A 17,418-nucleotide genomic window follows, 5' to 3' on the forward strand; every position below is an offset into this window, starting at 1 on the left:
TATGGTAACGATCATTACAGAATTGTCAAAATATGCCATGATTCTGTCACTGGCAATCTATACAGTTCTTGGGTTTCGTCTGGTACGAAGGAACGAGGCAGGGAAAAAGGCGGCACTGTGGCAGCAGAATGTGCTCATGTTCGGTATGCAGTTTCTGGGAAATCTGACGCTGTATCTGAGTACAGAAAATGAGAAGATCCTTCTGTTTTATATAGCTCAGCTGGGAGCATTTATTCTGTTCCTTGTTTTACAGAGAGTCATCTATCCGAATGCAGATCAGTTGCTGAATCACAATATGCTGCTGCTCTTAAGTGTGGGGCTTCTTATGCTTGCAAGACTATCCTTTGATAAGGCAGCGCGGCAGGCGGAACTGGCAGCCCTGGCGGCAGTACTGACCTTTGTTATTCCGGTGATCATCCGAAAGAGTGGACGTCTCCGGAATCTGTACTGGCTATATGGAGCGGCGGGATTTGGGCTGCTTGCAGTGGTCTTTATTGCCGGAAGTATCACTCATGGAGCCAAATTATCCATTACCGTTTATGGAATCACGCTTCAGCCATCGGAGCTGGTAAAAGTTTTATTTGTGTTTTTTGTGGCGGGTATGCTTCATGAAGCGGTGGATTTCAAACGGATCGTACTGACCAGCGCATTGGCAGCAGCTCATGTACTGCTGCTGGTTATGTCAAAAGATCTGGGAGCGGCTCTGATTTTCTTTGTGACTTATCTTGTCATGCTTTATGTGGCATCCAGACAACCTTTTTATTTTCTGGGGGGATTGCTGGCAGGAAGTGCGGCAGCCTGGGTAGCATGGAAATTGTTTGCCCATGTGCAGACTCGTGTGCTTGCCTGGAGTGACCCATTTTCTGTGATTGACAAGGAAGGCTACCAGATTGCGCAGTCTTTGTTTGCTATTGGAACCGGAGGCTGGTTCGGTCTGGGGATCAATCAGGGAATGCCATATAAGATTCCGGTGGTGGAGCAGGATTTCATTTTCTCTGCGATTGCAGAAGAAATGGGTATCCTGTTTGCACTCCTTTTGATTTTTATATATCTGAGCAGCTTTTATATGATTCTCAACATTGCCATAGTGTTGAAGGACTCTTACTATAAGCTGGTTGCTGTGGGACTTGGAACATTAATGATCTTTCAGGTGTTTTTGTCCATCGGAGGTGTGACTAAATTTATTCCATCTACGGGTGTGACGCTGCCATTTGTGAGCTATGGAGGAAGTTCCCTTCTGGGAAGTTTTCTGATCTGGTCGGTGATCCAGGGAATGTATCTGAAACGAAGCGATGAGGTGACAAAAGTTGAGCGGGAAGCAGACGAAGAAAAAGCAAAAAAAGAAAAGAAATCAAAACAATCAAAACAATCGTGAGTATAGCTTTGTCCTGTATCTGTTTACCGGGCTTTTTGTGATGCTGATCGGTTATGTCAGCATGTTTCAGATCACGAAGAGCCGGGAAGTGATCAATAACCCGTACAATGCAAGGCTGGAAGCCTTTGAAAATAAAGTGATCCGCGGAAGTATTCTGGCGTCTGACGGACAGCAGCTTGCCTACACAGAAGTGGATCAGAACGGCACAGAGACCCGGAAATATCCTTTTGGCTGCACATTTTCCCATGTGCTTGGATATTCGGATTATGGTAAGACCGGGATTGAGGAGCTGGGTAATTTCCAGCTGATCACATCCAATGCGTATTTTATGGAGCGGTTTTTCAATGAATTAAAAGAACAGAAAAATGTGGGAGACAGTCTGGTAACTACGTTGGATGTGGATCTGCAGACAGCAGCTCACGATGCCTTGAGTAAGAGAAATGGAGCGGTTATCGTCATGGAGCCGTCTACAGGAAATATCCGTGCAATGGTATCAAAACCAGATTATAACCCTTCAGAAGTAGCGTCCAAATGGGAGACCTTCAGCAGTTCTGATGATGGAATCCTGCTGAATCGTGCTACTCAGGGACTTTATCCTCCGGGATCAGTATTTAAGACGGTGACTTTGCTGGAATATCTCAGGGAACATCAGATGGATCCGACTGGATTTTCCTATATCTGCAAAGGAAAGATCAGTACAGGAGACCGCAATATCAGTTGCTATCATGGAAAATCCCATGGAGAACTGGATCTGAAAAGTGCATTTGCAAAATCCTGCAACAGCGCATTTGCACAGATTGGAAGTGAACTGAATGTGGATTCTTATGAGCAGTTAGCCGATCAGCTTCTGCTTAACCAGGATCTTCCGCTGTCTTTTCCATACAGTAAGAGTTCTTTCGCATTGAAGGACACAGACACGGAGACCACGAAGATGCTCACAGCCATTGGTCAGGGGGATACACTGGTAACTCCTATGCATCTGGCTATGCTTATGTCGGCCATTGCCAATGATGGGGTGCTCATGACACCACGGGTGCTGGATCGTACAGAAAATTATACGGGTACGCTGGTAGAGAGGTATGAGCCACAGGAGTATGGAAGTCTGCTGACATCCGAAGAAGCAGAAAATCTGAAAGAATATCTCCGGGCAGTGGTGACAGACGGAACAGGAAGTGCGCTTCAGACGGACTCATATACGGTTTATGGAAAAACTGGTACTGCGGAGTACTCCAATAATAAAAAAAGCAGCCATGCCTGGTTTGTGGGATGGGCATCGGGAGACAAAGAAGATCTGGTGGTGGCTGTTCTTGTGGAAAAGGTCGGTTCCGGAAGTGAATATGCGGTACCGATCGCAAAGAGGATCTTTGATACTTATTACGGAAAGTAAGGATTCATCTTGTCATTTGTAAAAAAAAATGGTATCCTATAACCAGTCTTAGAGGCACACCAAACGACAGGAGGAATTGCAGTGATAGAAGCAACGAGCTGCGGCGGTGTGGTGATTTTTCGAGGTAAGATCCTTCTTCTGTACAAGAATTATAAGAACAAGTACGAAGGGTGGGTACTGCCAAAGGGAACTGTCGAGGCTGGGGAGGAATATCCTGAGACAGCGCTTCGCGAAGTGAAGGAAGAGACAGGTGTTGATGCAGAGATCATCAAATATGTCGGCAAAAGTCAGTACAGTTTTACGGTACCGGAAGATGTTGTCGAAAAAGATGTACATTGGTATCTGATGATGTCGGACAGCTATTACAGCAAACCACAGCGTGAGGAATACTTTACAGATTCCGGATACTACAAGTTTCATGAGGCGTATCATTTATTGAAATTCCCCAATGAAAAGCAGATTCTGGAAAAAGCGTACAGCGAATATCTGGAGATGAAGAAGACGAATCTCTGGAAAAACCGCAGGTAAGAGGAGAGGTTGTTGGAAACGACAGCCTCTTTTTGTAAAGGAGGATCGTGGGATGAGATGGTATCGTCCTTTATACCTTAGTAAAAATACTGCAGACCAGATCGATAAGATCAGGGAAAAAGCGGCTGCAGGCGCATGGGTGCCCGGCATCTATTTTGTGACACTGTCCTCGGAACCAGGACATCTTCTGGATCTGTTTCATAACACCATACTGAAGGAATCTATTTTCAGAGATGTGCAGAGACTGGATATCGTAGGAGTAGCACAGGGACGTATGGAGGCGCTGCGCATGGTGGAGAAGATCGTAAAGGATAAATATCAGGAGACCGGTGGATTTGATGTGACCGCGTGGTTTCCGGAGGAATATTTCACAGATAGTGAAGGAGCATAGGACAGCAGATGCTGCATATCATCATATTTATATTGAAAATCATAGGAATTCTGCTTCTTGTGATCCTGGGGCTGATCTTTTTGCTGGTAAGTTCCGTGTTGTTTGTTCCGATCACCTACAAAATCAGGGCGGAACGCAAGGATGGAGTGATCCAGGTACGAGCAGTTGCAGGCTGGATGTTTCGGCTGCTTTCAGTGCATTACAGGCTTCATACCAGTCAGGAACCTATGCAGCTATTACAGGGGCGGATCCTTGGGATACCCGTGTGGAAACCGCTGGAGCCAAAGAAAGAGAAGCCGAAGAAGGCTGAAAAGAAGTCAAAGGAAAAACAGTCCAAGCCGAAGCAGATGGAGGCGAAGCAACTGGAGCAGAAGGCAGAAGTGAAGTCATCTGACAAAGCCAAGGAGCGCCTGAAGAAGGATCTGACTCCTGGAACAGCCGTTGCAACCATACCGCAGCCGGAACCGGAGGTATCCAGGCAGGAGCAGCCACAGGACAAACAGGCGCAGACGAAACCGCCGCGGCAGAGCATTTTGAAAAAGCTTCTCTATGCAATCCGGCGGATTTATGGTAAGATAACTGCCATAGGAAGAGGATTATTCTCTCTGGTCGTGAAACTGCTTCATATGCCGGAGAAAGCGTCAGAGACGATAGGAACGCTGACGGACTTCTGGAATCTGGAAGAAAATGTGAAAGCCAGAGAATCCATATGGCGGGAACTGAAGTTCCTGTGGAAGCACAGCCGTCCAAGAAAAGCAGATCTGACACTTCATTTTGGATTTGAAGATCCATCCTGGACCGGACAGTGTATGGGAGTCTTGTCGATCCTGAATGTCTGGTATCCTGGAAGAATTTTTTTGAAACCGGAGTTTGAACAGGAGATCTTTGAGGGAACACTTTATATAAAAGGTCATATGATGCTGGCAGTGCCGCTGCTGTCTATATTCCGTCTCTGGAGGGATGAGAATGTGATGAAAATGTACCGGCGCTTCAGACAGTAACAGGAGGTTTTTATTTATGAGCGAAAAAAATAATAACAGCTTTGAATCTACCGTATCTTCTCTTTTTAAAGGAATGGATCAATTTATCTCCAGCAAGACTGTAGTAGGAGATGCAATCACTGTAGGTGATACCATCATTCTTCCACTGGTGGATGTATCCTTTGGCGTAGGCGCAGGCGCAAGCTCCGCAGAGAAGAAGGACAATGGTGCCGGTGGTCTTGGAGGAAGAATATCCCCGAGTGCAGTGCTGGTCATCAAGGATGATAACATCCGTCTGGTCAATGTAAAGAACCAGGATGCTGTGACTAAGATCCTGGATATGGTTCCTGATTTTGTCAATAAGTTTACAGCCGGCAAAAAATCTGACCCGGAAGTAGATAAGGCAGTGGATGAGATTGTAAATCCAAAATAATACAAAAAAAAGTAAAATTTTACTTGCATTATTTATATAATTCTGATACAATAACAAAAGTTGTGAGTCTCCCGACTCAAATAAGCCTAAGGAGGTGCAATGATGGCTAAATGTGCAGTTTGTGAAAAGAGTGTTCACTTTGGAAACAATGTGAGTCATTCCAATAGAAAATCCAGCAAAATGTGGAAATCCAATGTAAAGTCCGTAAAAGTTAAAATGGACGGTGGAGCAAAGAAAATGTATGTGTGCACTTCTTGCTTAAAATCTGGCAAAGTTGAGAGAGCTTAACTGACCGGTAATTATTTAATTGGAATGGATAGGAGGGTTGTCGCTGTGCGATGACCCTTTTTTCGCGAAAGAAGGCTGACAGATCTCTAGCAGAGGAAACAGCACTGGTACCCGCAGATGATGAGAACAGCAGACAGCAGGATGCGGATAAACACATGATCAGTGGGAAGAAAAAGTGTCAGGAAGATTCCGATTCCGATGAAAAATATGGCAAATCCAAGCTTTCTCTTCATGGGCTGTCCTCCTTTGCGGAGAGATTCTTGGTTTATTATATGAAATATAGAAATATTTATTTCTTTTTTACCTGTTATCGGGTATAATAATTACAATTATGATTATGATTGGGAGGTATTTGTATGCAGGGACAGATTCATACAGAACTTGGCAGTATATTAATTGATGCGGATGTGGTGGCTACTTATGCAGGTTCCGTTGCACTTGGCTGTAGTGGTATCGTGGGCATGGCATCCCTGGATATGCGTGATGGACTGATGAAACTTCTGAAGAAGGACAGTATCAAGCGCGGTATCGAGGTGGCAATCGAAAACAATGAGATCTACCTCGGCTTTCACGTGATCGTTGCTTATGGTGTAAATATCCCGGTCGTATCTGAAAATCTGATCGATTCTGTCAGATATCAGGTAGAGGAGTTTACCGGTATGAAGATCGGTAAGATCGACATCTTTGTCGAAGGCGTGAGAGTGATAGATTAACGAGGGAGGAGCTTCACTTTGATTAAGACGATTGATGCCCAGATGGTTGCAAAAATGTTTCTGGGCGGCGCAAAAAATCTGGAATCCAACAAAGAGTGGATTAACGAGCTGAATGTATTTCCGGTACCGGATGGAGACACAGGTACCAATATGACAATGACGATTACAGCTGCAGCAGCAGATGTAAGTAAGCTGGACAACCCGGATATGTATACCCTTGGAAAATGCATTTCTTCCGGTTCTTTAAGAGGCGCAAGAGGTAACTCCGGTGTTATTCTGTCCCAGCTTTTAAGAGGATTTACCAAAGGCATCCGTGACCATGAGGAGCTGGATGTGATCGATCTGGCAGGAGCTATGCAGAAAGCTGTAGAGACTGCGTATAAGGCTGTTATGAAGCCGAAGGAAGGAACAATCCTTACAGTGGCAAAAGGAGCTGCTGACAAGGCAGCAGAACTCTCTGAGAGTGTAGAGGATGTGGAAGAATTCGCACGCCTTGTTATCGAAGAGGCAGAAGCAGTGCTTGCAAAGACTCCGGATATGCTTCCGGTACTGAAAGAAGCAGGAGTGGTAGACTCCGGCGGACAGGGACTTGTGCAGGTGCTCAAAGGCGCATATGACGTTCTGACGGGCAAAGAGGTGGATTATTCCTTCGAAGGTCAGAAGAAGGCTGAACCGGTCAAGATCAGTGCGCAGACAGAGGCTGAGATCAAGTTTGGCTATTGTACAGAGTTTATTATCATGCTGGACAAGGAATTCAGTGAAAAGGCAGAGCTGGAGTTCAAGGCATATCTTGAGTCCATTGGTGATTCTATTGTAGTCGTGTCTGACGGCGAAGTTGTCAAAGTACACGTACATACGAATGATCCAGGACTGGCGATCCAGAGAGCGCTGACTTATGGTGCACTGTCCAATATGAAGATTGATAACATGCGTCTGGAGCATGAGGAGAAGCTGATCAAAGAAGCTTCCAGGATTGCTGAAGAGCAGAAGAAAGCGGTTGAAGAGAAGAAGGATGAGCCGAGAAAAGAGATGGGCTTCATCTCTGTATCTATTGGTAACGGTGTGGGAGAGATCTTCCGTGAGCTGGGTGTTGACTACCTGATCGAGGGTGGACAGACTATGAACCCAAGCACCGAGGATATGCTGGAAGCAATCGAGAAGGTAAATGCAGATACTGTATTTATCCTTCCGAACAACAAGAACATTATTCTTGCAGCAAACCAGGCAAGCTATCTGTGTGAGGATAAGAAGATCATTGTAGTGCCGACCAAGACAGTACCGCAGGGTATCACCGCTATGATCAGCTATAACCCGGATGAAACACCGGAAGCCAATGCAGAAGTGATGCAGGAAGAGATTCAGAATGTGAAGACCGGTCAGGTAACTTATGCAGTCCGTGATACGAAGATCGATGACAAAGAGATCCACGAAGGCGATATTATGGGAATCGGAGATGCCGGAATCCTGGCAGTAGGAAAGAGCATTGAAGCAACCACCAAAGCTATGATGGCAGAGCTGGTAGATGAGGATTCTGAGATTATCGGTATTTACTATGGAGAAGATGTGAAGGAAGAGGATGCACAGAAGCTTGGAGATGAGCTGGCAGCCCTGTACCCGAATGCAGAAGTAGAAGTACACAATGGCGGACAGCCGATCTACTACTATGTGATCTCTGTGGAGTAAATATTATAGACCGATAGATATGTTTATTCATACAAGTATGATTTGCATATCTATCGGTCATTTTGTATTGTTCGGAATTATCCTACCGTCTTTTCCAGAACTCTGGTAAAGTTCTCTCTTGCGATCAGTTCTTTTTCTCGTTTGGTCAGTCCCAGTTTATCAAAGCACTGGAACAGCTTATATATTTCGGAACAGTCTTTCATGCCTGCTACACTCAATTCAGGATCATCTGTCATAGTTCCTACAACATCGGGAGTACAGAATTCAAAGAAATCAAATCCACAGCCCACATGTTCAATTCCCATGATGTTGATCATATGATCAGCATGTTTTGCAAGCTGCTCGACGGTCTGCTTTGCTTTCGTGGCATGGACGAATGGAGTGAAGGAGTTCAAGCCTACCACACCGTCCAGATCCCGAATCGCACGAAGCTGCTCATCGGTCAGATTACGCGGAACATCACAGAGTGCACGGCAGTTGGAGTGAGAGGCAATGATCGGAGCCGTTGCAACATCCACAATATCCCAGAAGCCATCTTCATTCAGATGAGAGGTATCTACAAGCATGCCAAGCTGCTGCATTCTCTTTACAACGTTTTTTCCGGCTTCTGTCAGACCATCTGTAAGACCGGTAGCAGCACCTGCACCCAGCAGATTTTTCTCATTCCAGGTCAACATGCCATGGCGGCATCCAAAATTGTAATATTCGTCAACCTTAGATACATCATCGCCAATGGCAGCCATACCTTCGATGCCGATCCAGATGTAAAATTTACCAGCATCTCTTGCCTGTTTCATCTCAGCGACGGTATGTACGATCTGTACCTCATCACATTCAGCGGTTTCGTCAAGAATGGCCTGTTTGATCTGCGCGGTTCGGATGGCATAGTCCTGAATGTCAGGTCGCTCAACCCAGATGACGAAGATGCTGCCTTCCACCTGACCGGCACGAAGCCGGTCCAGATGGTGATTCTTTAATACATTCTTTTCTCCATGTTCTCTTTTGACCGTTACGTCGGTCCAGATATCAGAGTGTGCGTCAAAATACATGAATAACTTCCTCTTTTCCTTAGTATGCAATACTTAATCATGTAATCTGGTGATTACGCGCCGAGGAGACCTCCAACCACAACACCAAGGTATGTACCGATGACATAACCAAAAGTACCAATCAGCATAACCGGTCCGACCAGCTTGGTCCATCCCTGGGAGATTGCCATTCCTGCTGCGGTTGTTGGTCCACCGATATTTGCATTGGAAGCAAGAATGATATCTTCCAGATCAAAGTGAAGCAGTTTACCAAATACAAAGCAGAACAGCATATTGGTCAGCACCATGATTCCGGTGAAGACTAACAGCAGCGGAGTCTCGGTAATGATCTTGACAATAGAAGCCGGAACACCGATAACAAACAGGAACAGATAGATAAAATAAGTACCGATCTCCTGAGAACCGGACAGATTTTCCACCTGTTTTTCACCAACAGTAGCAGCAAACATGGCGATGGTGGTGATCCATACATACTGGCTTCCGAAGAACGTATTGAGAATCGACAGCAGAGTATTGGTGGTCGGGATCACTGCACTGATGCCAGATGCGATCAGTTTTGCAAGGAATACAACAACAACACAGTAAGCTACGTTCATAGCGATATCTTTCAGAGAAATCTCTTTTCTGTTCCAGTATGCAGCAGCCTGTGTCTGTGCATCCTTCAGATCAGATACTTTCACTGCATCAATGTGTGGATGAGCATAATGTTTCTGGAAGAACTTCATGCCTGCAATGAAGATCAGGGCGAAGAAGTAAAGCGCCATCAACAGGTTATCAGCAACTGTAGCAGCTGCTTTGATCTCCCCTACATTAAATTCTGTTGCCAGAGCTGCAAAGTTTACGCCGCCTCCGATATAGGAACCGGTCATGATCGCTGCCACACCTGCAAGTCCTGGAATAAAGTTGTGAAGCAGGGCATATGCAAGAAATGCACCGGCAACAGTTCCGGCAGAACCGATACAGAAGATGATCATGATCCGTCCGGTCTCTTTCCAGATTTTTTTCATGTTGCACTGAAGCATCAGCAGCGGAATACCCATGGGAACTGCAAATCCCCAGATAATGTCATCATACAGGGTACAGGCGGTCGGAATAATGGACAGGTTGGAAAGCACCAGAGCAAATAACAGGGCGATGATCGCACCTGAGATTTTGGAGGCCCACATGTATTTTTGTTCCAGATAAATGGATATGGCAACAGCTACACACATGACCATCAGAAGCGACCAGGTATCATCTGGTGCAACCAGTGTTTCGCGTCCTACAAGGGACATAAACAGTGAACTTAACATAATAAACTCCTTTCTTGCAAAAAAAACGAGGCAAGCCCTTGTATCAAGAACTTCCTCGTTCAGATCGCAACCACAATGTATTGTTTCTGATATAAATTATATCGTTTTTTTGCCAAAATGCAATGCTTTTTATAAAATTTGTTAAAAAAGTATAAAAATTCAAATAAATAAAAATAAAACAGAATATATGTTCGGAAATGGTTGATTATAGAAATTCAATCGTGTATGATATAAAAGAAGAATAAACAGGAGGCATAAGATGAATCTGCAATCATCCATCACAGAATTAAAAGGAATCGGAGAGAAGACTTCGCTGCCTTTTGCGAAGGTTGGCATACATACAGTATTGGATCTGCTGGAATACTATCCAAGAGATTATGAGATCTATGAAGAGCCGGTGGAACTTACAGAGATCGAGAGCGGGAAAAAATATGCAGTTCATGGATTTGTGGACTCTGTCTCTGAGGTGAAGCGCTTTGGAAAATATCAGATCTTCAGTGCCAGACTTCGGGTGGGAGAACAGGTGATTCAGGCTACCTGGTTTAATGTACCGTTTTTACGAAGAGTATTTCAGCGTGGAAGTCAGTATATTTTTCGCGGGATCATTGCGGAAAAGAATGGACAGTACCGGATGGAACAGCCGGAACATTTTACACTGGCAGACTATGACAAATTACTCTATGTGATGCAACCAAGATATCCACTGACTACGGGCCTGACGGAAAAAATGGTGGTGAAGTCGGTTCATCAGGTCATTGATGGAGGACAGGTTTATGTGCCGGAATATCTGCCGGAAGACATGCGAAGAGAATACAATCTGGAGTCTGAGTGGGATGCCGTGCGGCAGGTGCATTTTCCAGCCAATGAGCAGGTGATGAGACAGGCGAGAAAGAGGATCGTGTTTGATGAGTTCCTTCTGTTTATATTGGGAATCCGTCGGATGAAAGAACAGCAGGAAGAACTGGTCAACGAGATGCCTATGGTGGAAGTCAGCGAGACAGCCCGGCTGATCGAGGCTCTTCCTTATGAACTGACGAATGCACAGATGAGAGTCTGGCGGGAAATTGTATCGGATATGACCGGAACAAAGGTTATGAGCCGTCTGGTGCAGGGAGATGTGGGCTCCGGCAAGACGATTCTTGCAGTACTGGCATTGATCATGGCAGGCTGCAATGGATATCAGGGAGCTTTGATGGTGCCCACAGAAGTGCTGGCAAAGCAGCATTACCAGTCGGTGAAGGAATTGCTGGAGACCCATCACATCCCACTTCGTCCCATTTTGCTGACAGGTTCCATGACGGCGAAGGAAAAGCGGCTGGCAAGAGAAGAGGTCGAGAGCGGCAAAACGCAGATCGTTATCGGAACCCATGCTTTGATCCAGGAAAAAGTGATCTATCGGAATCTGGGACTGGTGGTGACAGATGAGCAGCACCGTTTTGGTGTGAAGCAGCGGGAAATGCTGGCAGAGAAAGGGCGGATGCCTCATGTACTGGTTATGAGTGCCACGCCGATCCCGCGGACATTGGCCATCATTATTTATGGAGATCTGGATATTTCTGTAGTGGATGAGATGCCGGCGCACAGACTTCCTATCAAGAACTGTGTAGTGGATGAATCTTATCGCCCCAATGCGTATCGTTTCATGAAAAAAGAAGTGGAAGCAGGTCATCAGGTCTATATTATCTGCCCGATGGTGGAGGAAAATGAAGAACTGGAGTTGGAAAATGTCACAGACTATACCGAAAAGCTGAAAGGGATCCTGCCGGAATTTCAGATCAGCTGTCTTCATGGAAAGATGAAGCCAAAAGAAAAAAATGAGATTATGGAAGCATTTGCGGATGGACAGATCCAGATTCTGGTATCCACTACGGTGATCGAGGTTGGTATCAATGTGCCTAATGCCACAGTTATGATGGTGGAAAATGCAGAACGCTTTGGTCTGGCGCAGCTTCATCAGCTCCGTGGCCGGGTAGGAAGAGGGAGAGATCAGTCTTACTGCATCTTTATGAGTGGCAGCAAAGGAAAAGAGACCAAGAAACGCCTGGAAGTTCTGAATCAGTCCAATGACGGCTTTTATATTGCCAGTGAAGATCTGAAGCTGCGCGGACCTGGTGATCTGTTTGGAATCCGCCAGAGTGGTGTGCTGGAGTTCCGTATGGGAGATGTATTCCAGGATTCCCGCGTGCTGGAGCAGGCAAGCGAAGCGGCAGGACGGATTCTGGAGGAAGACGCAGAACTTGCACTTCCAAAACATGAAAAATTAAAAGAACGCCTGGAAACAGCCATGGCCAAAGGTGGGGAGAACTTAAGTCTGTAATGACAAAATCTGACAGTGTATGATCTGCCGGTCTGCATATACTAAGGTCGTAACAAACAACCAATGGAGGGCTTTATTATGGCAGGTTCTACAAACAAAGCAGCAGTACCGGAGGCAAAGGGAGCACTGGATCGTTTTAAATACGAGGTTGCGAGCGAGATCGGTGTACCGCTGAGCGACGGTTATAATGGAGACCTTACGTCCAGACAGAATGGATCTGTGGGCGGTTATATGGTCAAAAAGATGATCGAGGCGCAGGAGCGCAAGATGGCAGGAAAATAGAATATGAGCGAGATCTTAGCAATTAAGATACTCCTGTGATAAAGCGGGTGAAAAGTCTGAGAACAGGCTTTTCACCCTTGCTTTTGGTAAAGATAAAGAAAATCAGCTTCTGTATTTTTCCATTGACATTTCTCTGATACTTGTTATAATAGCATTTGTTCTGAAAAATGCAAATGATTTGCAAATGCATTGTATTTGCAATCTTAAGCGATATGACGGGAAATGAGAGGAGACAGATATATGTTGATGGAAGTGATCATAGATACAGCGTTGGACAGTATAAAGCTGCTGCCATTTTTGTATATTACGTATTTACTGATCGAGCTGATCGAACACAAGGTCGGGGAGGCAGGCAGAGCAAGGATCGGTGCAGCAAAAAAATCAGGTCCAATCTGGGGAGCATTGTTTGGAATCATCCCTCAATGCGGATTTTCAGCGGCGGCTTCCAGCTTGTATGCAGGAAGGATCATTACCATTGGTACGTTGATGGCAGTGTATCTTTCTACATCAGATGAGATGCTTCCGATCCTGATCTCATCCTCTGTGGGGATTACGCGGATCCTGCATCTGCTTCTGGTAAAGGCGGGAATTGCCATGGTCTCGGGTATAGCCATTGATCTGGTGATCCGGGACTGCAGAAAGACTGCAGAAGAGAAACATCATCATCATAATCATGAAGGGGAGCAGGGGTGTGAGGAGCGTCTTGCGCTGGCTGCTCTTCGCCATACGATGGAAGTATTTATCTATATTGCAGGTATTTCATTTTTGCTGAATCTTGGAATCGCAGCTATTGGAGAAGCAACACTGGCAGGATTTTTCATTTCTATCCCGGTGCTGGGAGAATTTCTGGCAGCGTTGGTGGGGTTGATCCCGAACTGTGCATCTTCTGTAGTGATCACAGAGCTTTATCTGTCAGGTGTGATCGGAGCCGGAGCTATGATGTCAGGTCTTCTGGTCAATGCGGGAGTCGGGATCCTGGTTCTGCTCCGGATCGATCATGACCGGAAGGAGACGGCGAAGATCATAGCGGCACTGTATGCCCTGGGCGTGTTCTGGGGGCTTGTCATCCATGTGCTGGGAGTGGTATTCTAATAGAAGTGTCTGAGAGAGGAAGAGACGTATGACAGGAGAAAATCATTATGCGACGGCAAGCCGCAGAAAAATACTGGAGATCTTAAAGGAAAGCAAGGATAAGACTGTCACAGCTGCTCAGATCGGTGAGAAGCTTCGTCAGATGAACAGTGAAGTCAATATTACCACCATCTACCGGTATCTGGATCGACTGGAGAAGGACGGAACGGTGATCCGTTATGTATCCGGGCAAGGTTCCCAGGCTGCTTATCAGTATGTGGAGCAGGGCAAAGGCTGTTGCGACCATCTGCACCTTCAATGTGTAAAATGTGGTCGGATCTATCATCTGGACTGCGCCTTTATGAAAGAAATCTCAGAACATATTGAGAAAGACCATGGTTTTGAATTACAGTGCCGGAACTCTGTGTTATATGGAATCTGTAAAGACTGCAAGACCATGAAGGCATGAGGAGAGTGACAAGATGGCAATGGATATTTATCTGATCCGTCATGGAGAGACGGACTGGAATAAAACGAAACGGCTGCAGGGAGTGACAGATATTCCGCTGAATGCCTGCGGGATCGAACTGGCAGAAAAGACAGCAGAGGGGCTTAAAGATGTGCCCTTTGACCGGATCTATACAAGCCCTCTGATCCGTGCAAAGAAGACGGCAGAGATCATTCGCGGAGACCGGCCTGTTGAGCTGGTGGTGACGGATGGATTGAAAGAGATCAGCTTTGGAGAATATGAAGGATTGTGTCATGAGCCGGAGCATTATACGATCCCAAAGCCCGGATTTCGAAAATTTTTTGAAGATCCGGAGCATTTCGAGACTCCGCCGGGAGGAGAGAGTCTGGCGCATCTGATCAAACGGACATCCTCTTTTGTGAAAAGTGTGATCAATGATCCGGAAAATGACGGAAAGACATTTTTGATGGCATCTCATGGAGCAGCGATCCGGGGAATTATGTCAGGACTCCTTAACTTGCCGATTGCACAGTTCTGGAGTGGTACGGTACATAAAAACTGTGGTGTGACCTGCCTTCATGTGGAGAACGGACAGGTTACAATCACCTTTGAAAATCGGATTTATTACTAAATAGATAGGAAAAATAACTGGACTGGTCAAAAAATATAAAACTGGATATTTAATTGTAACCAGTCATAGGCTAATATAGGTTCCAGCAAGCAGCGGAAGGCAGGAAAATGCTTGTCTTCCGTTCTTTTATTACAAGGAGGTTCAGTATTATGAGCACAAGAGAAGCATCTGCTGGAAAGAGTATTACCGTATCGGAGATCGCAATTACAGGAGTATGTATTGCACTGACATTTGTGGCAACCGGATTCATCAACATCCGTCTGCCGATCGCAGCCAATGGAGGACTGGTTCATCTGGGAAATGTGCCGTTGTTCCTTGCAGCTATCATTTTCGGAAAACGGACAGGAGCGTTGGCTGGTTCTTTTGGAATGGCATTGTTTGATCTGATGGGCGGCTGGGTATTATGGGCACCATTCACCTTTGTAATTGTTGGTCTTATGGGATTCACAGTAGGAGCTATCACAGAGAATCACAAGGGATTCAGATGGAATGCACTGGCGATTGCTGCTGCATGTGTGATCAAAATTGTAGGTTATTATATTGCAGAAGGATTTATCTATGGTAACTGGGTTGCGCCGGTAACGTCCATTCCGGGTAACCTGGTACAGATCGGTGTGGCAGCAGTTCTGGTACTTCCGATTGCAGAGGTGGTCAGAAGAGCTATTCGCAGATAATAGGAGAGTATGGCACGGTGGGAGCAGATGGTTTCTGCCGTGTATGCAGTTACACGAAAATGGAGGATAACATATGTACAAGATCATGACCCCGGGTCCGACCCAGGTAAGAGAAAATGTCCGCATGGCGAGAAGCCTTGCGTGCACCAATCCGGATCTGGATCCGGCATTTTATGATTATTATAAGGAGACCTGTGAGCTGATCAGCGAATTATTGGAGACGAAGAATACCGCTTATATTCTTGACGGAGAAGGTATTCTTGGTCTGGAGGCTGCCTGTGCATCCCTGACAGAGCCTGGCGATAAAGTGCTGGTGGTTGATAACGGTATTTATGGCAAAGGATTTGCTGATTTTGTGACCATGTATGGCGGGCAGGTGACATTCTATGAATCCACGTATACCCAGGCGGTAGATGTGAAAGAGTTCAGAGCATTTCTGGAAGAACATCACGATTTTAAGTATGCAACACTGGTTCACTGTGATACTCCAAGCGGTGTTCTGAATCCAGTGGAGGAATTAAGCCGTGCCCTTCATGAGTATGGCATTATGACCATTGTGGATTCGGTATCTGCCATGATGGGAGAACCTCTTCGTGTGGATGAAGGACAGATCGATATTGTCTGCGGCGGTTCTCAGAAAGCGGTATCAGCGCCTCCTGGACTGACTTTTGTAACTGTCAGTGATGCAGCCATGAAAGCGATGGAAGAGAGAAAGACACCGATTGCATCCTTCTACGCCAATATTCTGGTGTTCAAGGATTACTATAAAAACCTGTGGTTCCCGTATACTATGCCGATCAGTGATATTTATGGTCTTCGTACAGCTCTGGAGAATGTAAAAGCAGATCCGGATCGTTATGAGCGTCATAAACAGATGGGTGAATTGACCAGACGGACAGTGAAGGAGATGGGATTGTCTCTCTATCTGGAAAATGGGTATTCCAATACGGTAACAGTCATTCGTGTGCCGGATGGAATCAAAGCAGATGATATTCTGGAACTGATGAAGAAGGATCATAATATCATGATCGCCGGAAGCTTTGATGTACTGACAGGTCAGGTGATCCGCATCGGTCATATGGGCGAGAATGCCAATGAAGCGGATGTAGTTGAGACACTGGAAGCTTTGAAATCAGTTTTAAACAAACTGTCTGCTTAACAGATTTTTTATGATTTTAACAAAATTGACGTGGAGTAACGATTCAAGGCTATCGTGAACAAAAGTAAAGAATCCGTTCATTACAAAAAAGGGCTGCTGTCATAATTGACAGCAGCCCTTTTGAGGCTGATTAATAAGAAGTCTGTACTTCGGTACATGGATCAGCTCCATAGTAGGGAAGTCTTCCTTCACTGTATCCATATGCGAAATAATGTTCCAACAGTCCCTGTGCATTCTTGCCGACTACCTTTGCAACATCCGGGTAGGTATTGTAATAGTAGATCGGATCAAGCTTCGGCAGATCAGAATCAGCATTGTTCGGGTCTGCGGGCGGGATTGTCATCAGGAATGCTTTGCGCTCTTCAGCGGTATCAACGTGTCCGGCAGCGGCACGCCACTCTGCCTGCTGATTTGCATAACGTCCTTCAGCCATTCCACTGGTCTGGTAATGATTGAACAGTGCCTGGGGATCGAATCCAACTGCGTTAGCTACATCCGGGTATTTCCAGAAGTAGTAGTTGTAGTCGAATGCGGATTCAGCTTTTGATGGGAATGCACCGATCGTGGTTGCCAGAACAAGGGCACACATGGTGCCAAGCAACATTTTACTTTTCTTAAATTTCAAATCTGTCACCTCCATAAGGCTTATTTTCATATTCTTAGCATACCATTAAAATCGACAGGATTCAACAAAAA

Annotated in this window: 20 protein-coding genes; 16 read left to right on the top strand and 4 right to left on the bottom strand. The window is 45.7% G+C overall.

The genetic code is table 11. From position 1 onward, the window contains the following. The first annotated feature begins 1 nt into the window (after position 1). From WMO62_RS01095 to rpmB, 7 genes are all read left to right on the top strand, one after another. Positions 2-1,375: an FtsW/RodA/SpoVE family cell cycle protein gene (locus WMO62_RS01095; RefSeq protein ID WP_349143525.1), complete on the top strand. Its 1,374-nt coding sequence runs from the start codon at positions 2-4 to the stop codon at positions 1,373-1,375. Further along, positions 1,308-2,762 carry a peptidoglycan D,D-transpeptidase FtsI family protein gene (locus tag WMO62_RS01100; RefSeq protein ID WP_349143526.1) on the top strand — a complete coding sequence of 485 codons (1,455 nt, stop codon included), beginning with the start codon at positions 1,308-1,310 and terminating at the stop codon, positions 2,760-2,762. Before WMO62_RS01095 ends, WMO62_RS01100 begins: the two co-directional genes overlap by 68 nt. 81 nt (positions 2,763-2,843) lie before the next feature. Beyond that, the gene (locus WMO62_RS01105; RefSeq protein WP_117497845.1) at positions 2,844-3,290 is read left to right on the top strand and encodes an NUDIX hydrolase; all 447 of its coding nucleotides are present in this window, start codon (positions 2,844-2,846) and stop codon (positions 3,288-3,290) included. A gap of 52 nt (positions 3,291-3,342) precedes the next feature. Next, the gene (locus WMO62_RS01110) at positions 3,343-3,681 is read left to right on the top strand and encodes a hypothetical protein (protein ID WP_349143527.1); all 339 of its coding nucleotides are present in this window, start codon (positions 3,343-3,345) and stop codon (positions 3,679-3,681) included. An 8-nt stretch (positions 3,682-3,689) separates the two neighbouring features. Beyond that, positions 3,690-4,682, top strand: coding sequence for a hypothetical protein (locus tag WMO62_RS01115; RefSeq protein ID WP_349143528.1), 993 nt, complete (start codon positions 3,690-3,692; stop codon positions 4,680-4,682). A 16-nt stretch (positions 4,683-4,698) separates the two neighbouring features. Beyond that, positions 4,699-5,094, top strand: coding sequence for a GerW family sporulation protein (locus WMO62_RS01120; protein WP_118512380.1), 396 nt, complete (start codon positions 4,699-4,701; stop codon positions 5,092-5,094). A 102-nt stretch (positions 5,095-5,196) separates the two neighbouring features. Further along, a complete protein-coding gene (gene rpmB, locus WMO62_RS01125) occupies positions 5,197-5,382 on the top strand; it encodes a 50S ribosomal protein L28 (protein WP_118439921.1) in 186 nt (61 codons plus the stop codon). A gap of 86 nt (positions 5,383-5,468) precedes the next feature. On the opposite strand, the gene WMO62_RS01130 is transcribed toward rpmB, so the two are convergent. Beyond that, positions 5,469-5,615 (bottom strand): hypothetical protein, encoded by a 147-nt coding sequence (locus tag WMO62_RS01130; protein WP_178754822.1) that lies wholly within the window; start codon positions 5,613-5,615, stop codon positions 5,469-5,471. A 123-nt stretch (positions 5,616-5,738) separates the two neighbouring features. Between WMO62_RS01130 and WMO62_RS01135 the strand changes: the two genes are divergently transcribed. Together WMO62_RS01135 and WMO62_RS01140 are read left to right on the top strand one after the other, a co-directional pair. Continuing rightward, positions 5,739-6,095, top strand: coding sequence for an Asp23/Gls24 family envelope stress response protein (locus tag WMO62_RS01135; RefSeq protein WP_117497857.1), 357 nt, complete (start codon positions 5,739-5,741; stop codon positions 6,093-6,095). Positions 6,096-6,137: 42 nt separating this feature from the next. Beyond that, positions 6,138-7,778 (top strand): DAK2 domain-containing protein, encoded by a 1,641-nt coding sequence (locus WMO62_RS01140; RefSeq protein ID WP_349143628.1) that lies wholly within the window; start codon positions 6,138-6,140, stop codon positions 7,776-7,778. A 77-nt stretch (positions 7,779-7,855) separates the two neighbouring features. Here the strand turns inward: WMO62_RS01140 and WMO62_RS01145 are convergent, their stop codons facing one another. Both WMO62_RS01145 and WMO62_RS01150 read right to left on the bottom strand, forming a co-directional pair. Then, a complete protein-coding gene (locus tag WMO62_RS01145) occupies positions 7,856-8,827 on the bottom strand; it encodes a dipeptidase (RefSeq protein ID WP_349143529.1) in 972 nt (323 codons plus the stop codon). Positions 8,828-8,880: 53 nt separating this feature from the next. Beyond that, positions 8,881-10,119, bottom strand: a complete 1,239-nt coding sequence (locus WMO62_RS01150) for a DUF819 family protein (protein WP_117497860.1) — start codon at positions 10,117-10,119, stop codon at positions 8,881-8,883. A gap of 259 nt (positions 10,120-10,378) precedes the next feature. Between WMO62_RS01150 and recG the strand changes: the two genes are divergently transcribed. From recG to WMO62_RS01185, 7 genes are all read left to right on the top strand, one after another. Next, a complete protein-coding gene (gene recG, locus WMO62_RS01155; RefSeq protein ID WP_349143530.1) occupies positions 10,379-12,436 on the top strand; it encodes an ATP-dependent DNA helicase RecG in 2,058 nt (685 codons plus the stop codon). A 78-nt stretch (positions 12,437-12,514) separates the two neighbouring features. Further along, on the top strand, positions 12,515-12,718 hold the full coding sequence (locus tag WMO62_RS01160) for a small, acid-soluble spore protein, alpha/beta type (RefSeq protein WP_178754671.1): 204 nt from the start codon (positions 12,515-12,517) through the stop codon (positions 12,716-12,718). 240 nt (positions 12,719-12,958) lie between these two features. Then, positions 12,959-13,810, top strand: a complete 852-nt coding sequence (locus WMO62_RS01165) for an arsenic efflux protein (RefSeq protein WP_349143531.1) — start codon at positions 12,959-12,961, stop codon at positions 13,808-13,810. A 28-nt stretch (positions 13,811-13,838) separates the two neighbouring features. Next, complete coding sequence (locus WMO62_RS01170) at positions 13,839-14,258, top strand: Fur family transcriptional regulator (RefSeq protein ID WP_349143532.1); 420 nt, start codon at positions 13,839-13,841, stop codon at positions 14,256-14,258. A gap of 13 nt (positions 14,259-14,271) precedes the next feature. Further along, positions 14,272-14,889, top strand: coding sequence for a histidine phosphatase family protein (locus WMO62_RS01175; protein WP_118440651.1), 618 nt, complete (start codon positions 14,272-14,274; stop codon positions 14,887-14,889). Positions 14,890-15,038: 149 nt separating this feature from the next. Next, complete coding sequence (locus WMO62_RS01180; protein WP_117497868.1) at positions 15,039-15,563, top strand: ECF transporter S component; 525 nt, start codon at positions 15,039-15,041, stop codon at positions 15,561-15,563. Between the two features lie 73 nt (positions 15,564-15,636). Beyond that, on the top strand, positions 15,637-16,722 hold the full coding sequence (locus tag WMO62_RS01185; protein ID WP_118511864.1) for a pyridoxal-phosphate-dependent aminotransferase family protein: 1,086 nt from the start codon (positions 15,637-15,639) through the stop codon (positions 16,720-16,722). A 130-nt stretch (positions 16,723-16,852) separates the two neighbouring features. On the opposite strand, the gene WMO62_RS01190 is transcribed toward WMO62_RS01185, so the two are convergent. Beyond that, positions 16,853-17,347, bottom strand: a complete 495-nt coding sequence (locus tag WMO62_RS01190; protein WP_147324680.1) for a hypothetical protein — start codon at positions 17,345-17,347, stop codon at positions 16,853-16,855. Positions 17,348-17,418 lie beyond the last annotated feature (71 nt).

Origin of the sequence: Hominiventricola aquisgranensis, assembly GCF_040096225.1 — a bacterium.
Taxonomy (GTDB): Bacteria; Bacillota; Clostridia; order Lachnospirales; family Lachnospiraceae; genus Hominiventricola; species Hominiventricola aquisgranensis.

What these genes read in the sequence shown, in the direction of transcription:
- WMO62_RS01095 (WP_349143525.1), top strand. Translation starts at nt 2, where the DNA reads ATGGTAACGATCATTACAGAATTGTCAAAATATGCCATGATTCTGTCA.
- WMO62_RS01110 (WP_349143527.1), top strand. Translation starts at nt 3,343, where the DNA reads ATGAGATGGTATCGTCCTTTATACCTTAGTAAAAATACTGCAGACCAG.
- WMO62_RS01115 (WP_349143528.1), top strand. Translation starts at nt 3,690, where the DNA reads ATGCTGCATATCATCATATTTATATTGAAAATCATAGGAATTCTGCTT.
- WMO62_RS01120 (WP_118512380.1), top strand. Translation starts at nt 4,699, where the DNA reads ATGAGCGAAAAAAATAATAACAGCTTTGAATCTACCGTATCTTCTCTT.
- rpmB (WP_118439921.1), top strand. Translation starts at nt 5,197, where the DNA reads ATGGCTAAATGTGCAGTTTGTGAAAAGAGTGTTCACTTTGGAAACAAT.
- WMO62_RS01130 (WP_178754822.1), bottom strand. Translation starts at nt 5,615, where the DNA reads ATGAAGAGAAAGCTTGGATTTGCCATATTTTTCATCGGAATCGGAATC.
- WMO62_RS01135 (WP_117497857.1), top strand. Translation starts at nt 5,739, where the DNA reads ATGCAGGGACAGATTCATACAGAACTTGGCAGTATATTAATTGATGCG.
- WMO62_RS01140 (WP_349143628.1), top strand. Translation starts at nt 6,138, where the DNA reads ATGGTTGCAAAAATGTTTCTGGGCGGCGCAAAAAATCTGGAATCCAAC.
- WMO62_RS01145 (WP_349143529.1), bottom strand. Translation starts at nt 8,827, where the DNA reads ATGTATTTTGACGCACACTCTGATATCTGGACCGACGTAACGGTCAAA.
- WMO62_RS01150 (WP_117497860.1), bottom strand. Translation starts at nt 10,119, where the DNA reads ATGTTAAGTTCACTGTTTATGTCCCTTGTAGGACGCGAAACACTGGTT.
- recG (WP_349143530.1), top strand. Translation starts at nt 10,379, where the DNA reads ATGAATCTGCAATCATCCATCACAGAATTAAAAGGAATCGGAGAGAAG.
- WMO62_RS01160 (WP_178754671.1), top strand. Translation starts at nt 12,515, where the DNA reads ATGGCAGGTTCTACAAACAAAGCAGCAGTACCGGAGGCAAAGGGAGCA.
- WMO62_RS01165 (WP_349143531.1), top strand. Translation starts at nt 12,959, where the DNA reads ATGTTGATGGAAGTGATCATAGATACAGCGTTGGACAGTATAAAGCTG.
- WMO62_RS01170 (WP_349143532.1), top strand. Translation starts at nt 13,839, where the DNA reads ATGACAGGAGAAAATCATTATGCGACGGCAAGCCGCAGAAAAATACTG.
- WMO62_RS01175 (WP_118440651.1), top strand. Translation starts at nt 14,272, where the DNA reads ATGGCAATGGATATTTATCTGATCCGTCATGGAGAGACGGACTGGAAT.
- WMO62_RS01180 (WP_117497868.1), top strand. Translation starts at nt 15,039, where the DNA reads ATGAGCACAAGAGAAGCATCTGCTGGAAAGAGTATTACCGTATCGGAG.
- WMO62_RS01185 (WP_118511864.1), top strand. Translation starts at nt 15,637, where the DNA reads ATGTACAAGATCATGACCCCGGGTCCGACCCAGGTAAGAGAAAATGTC.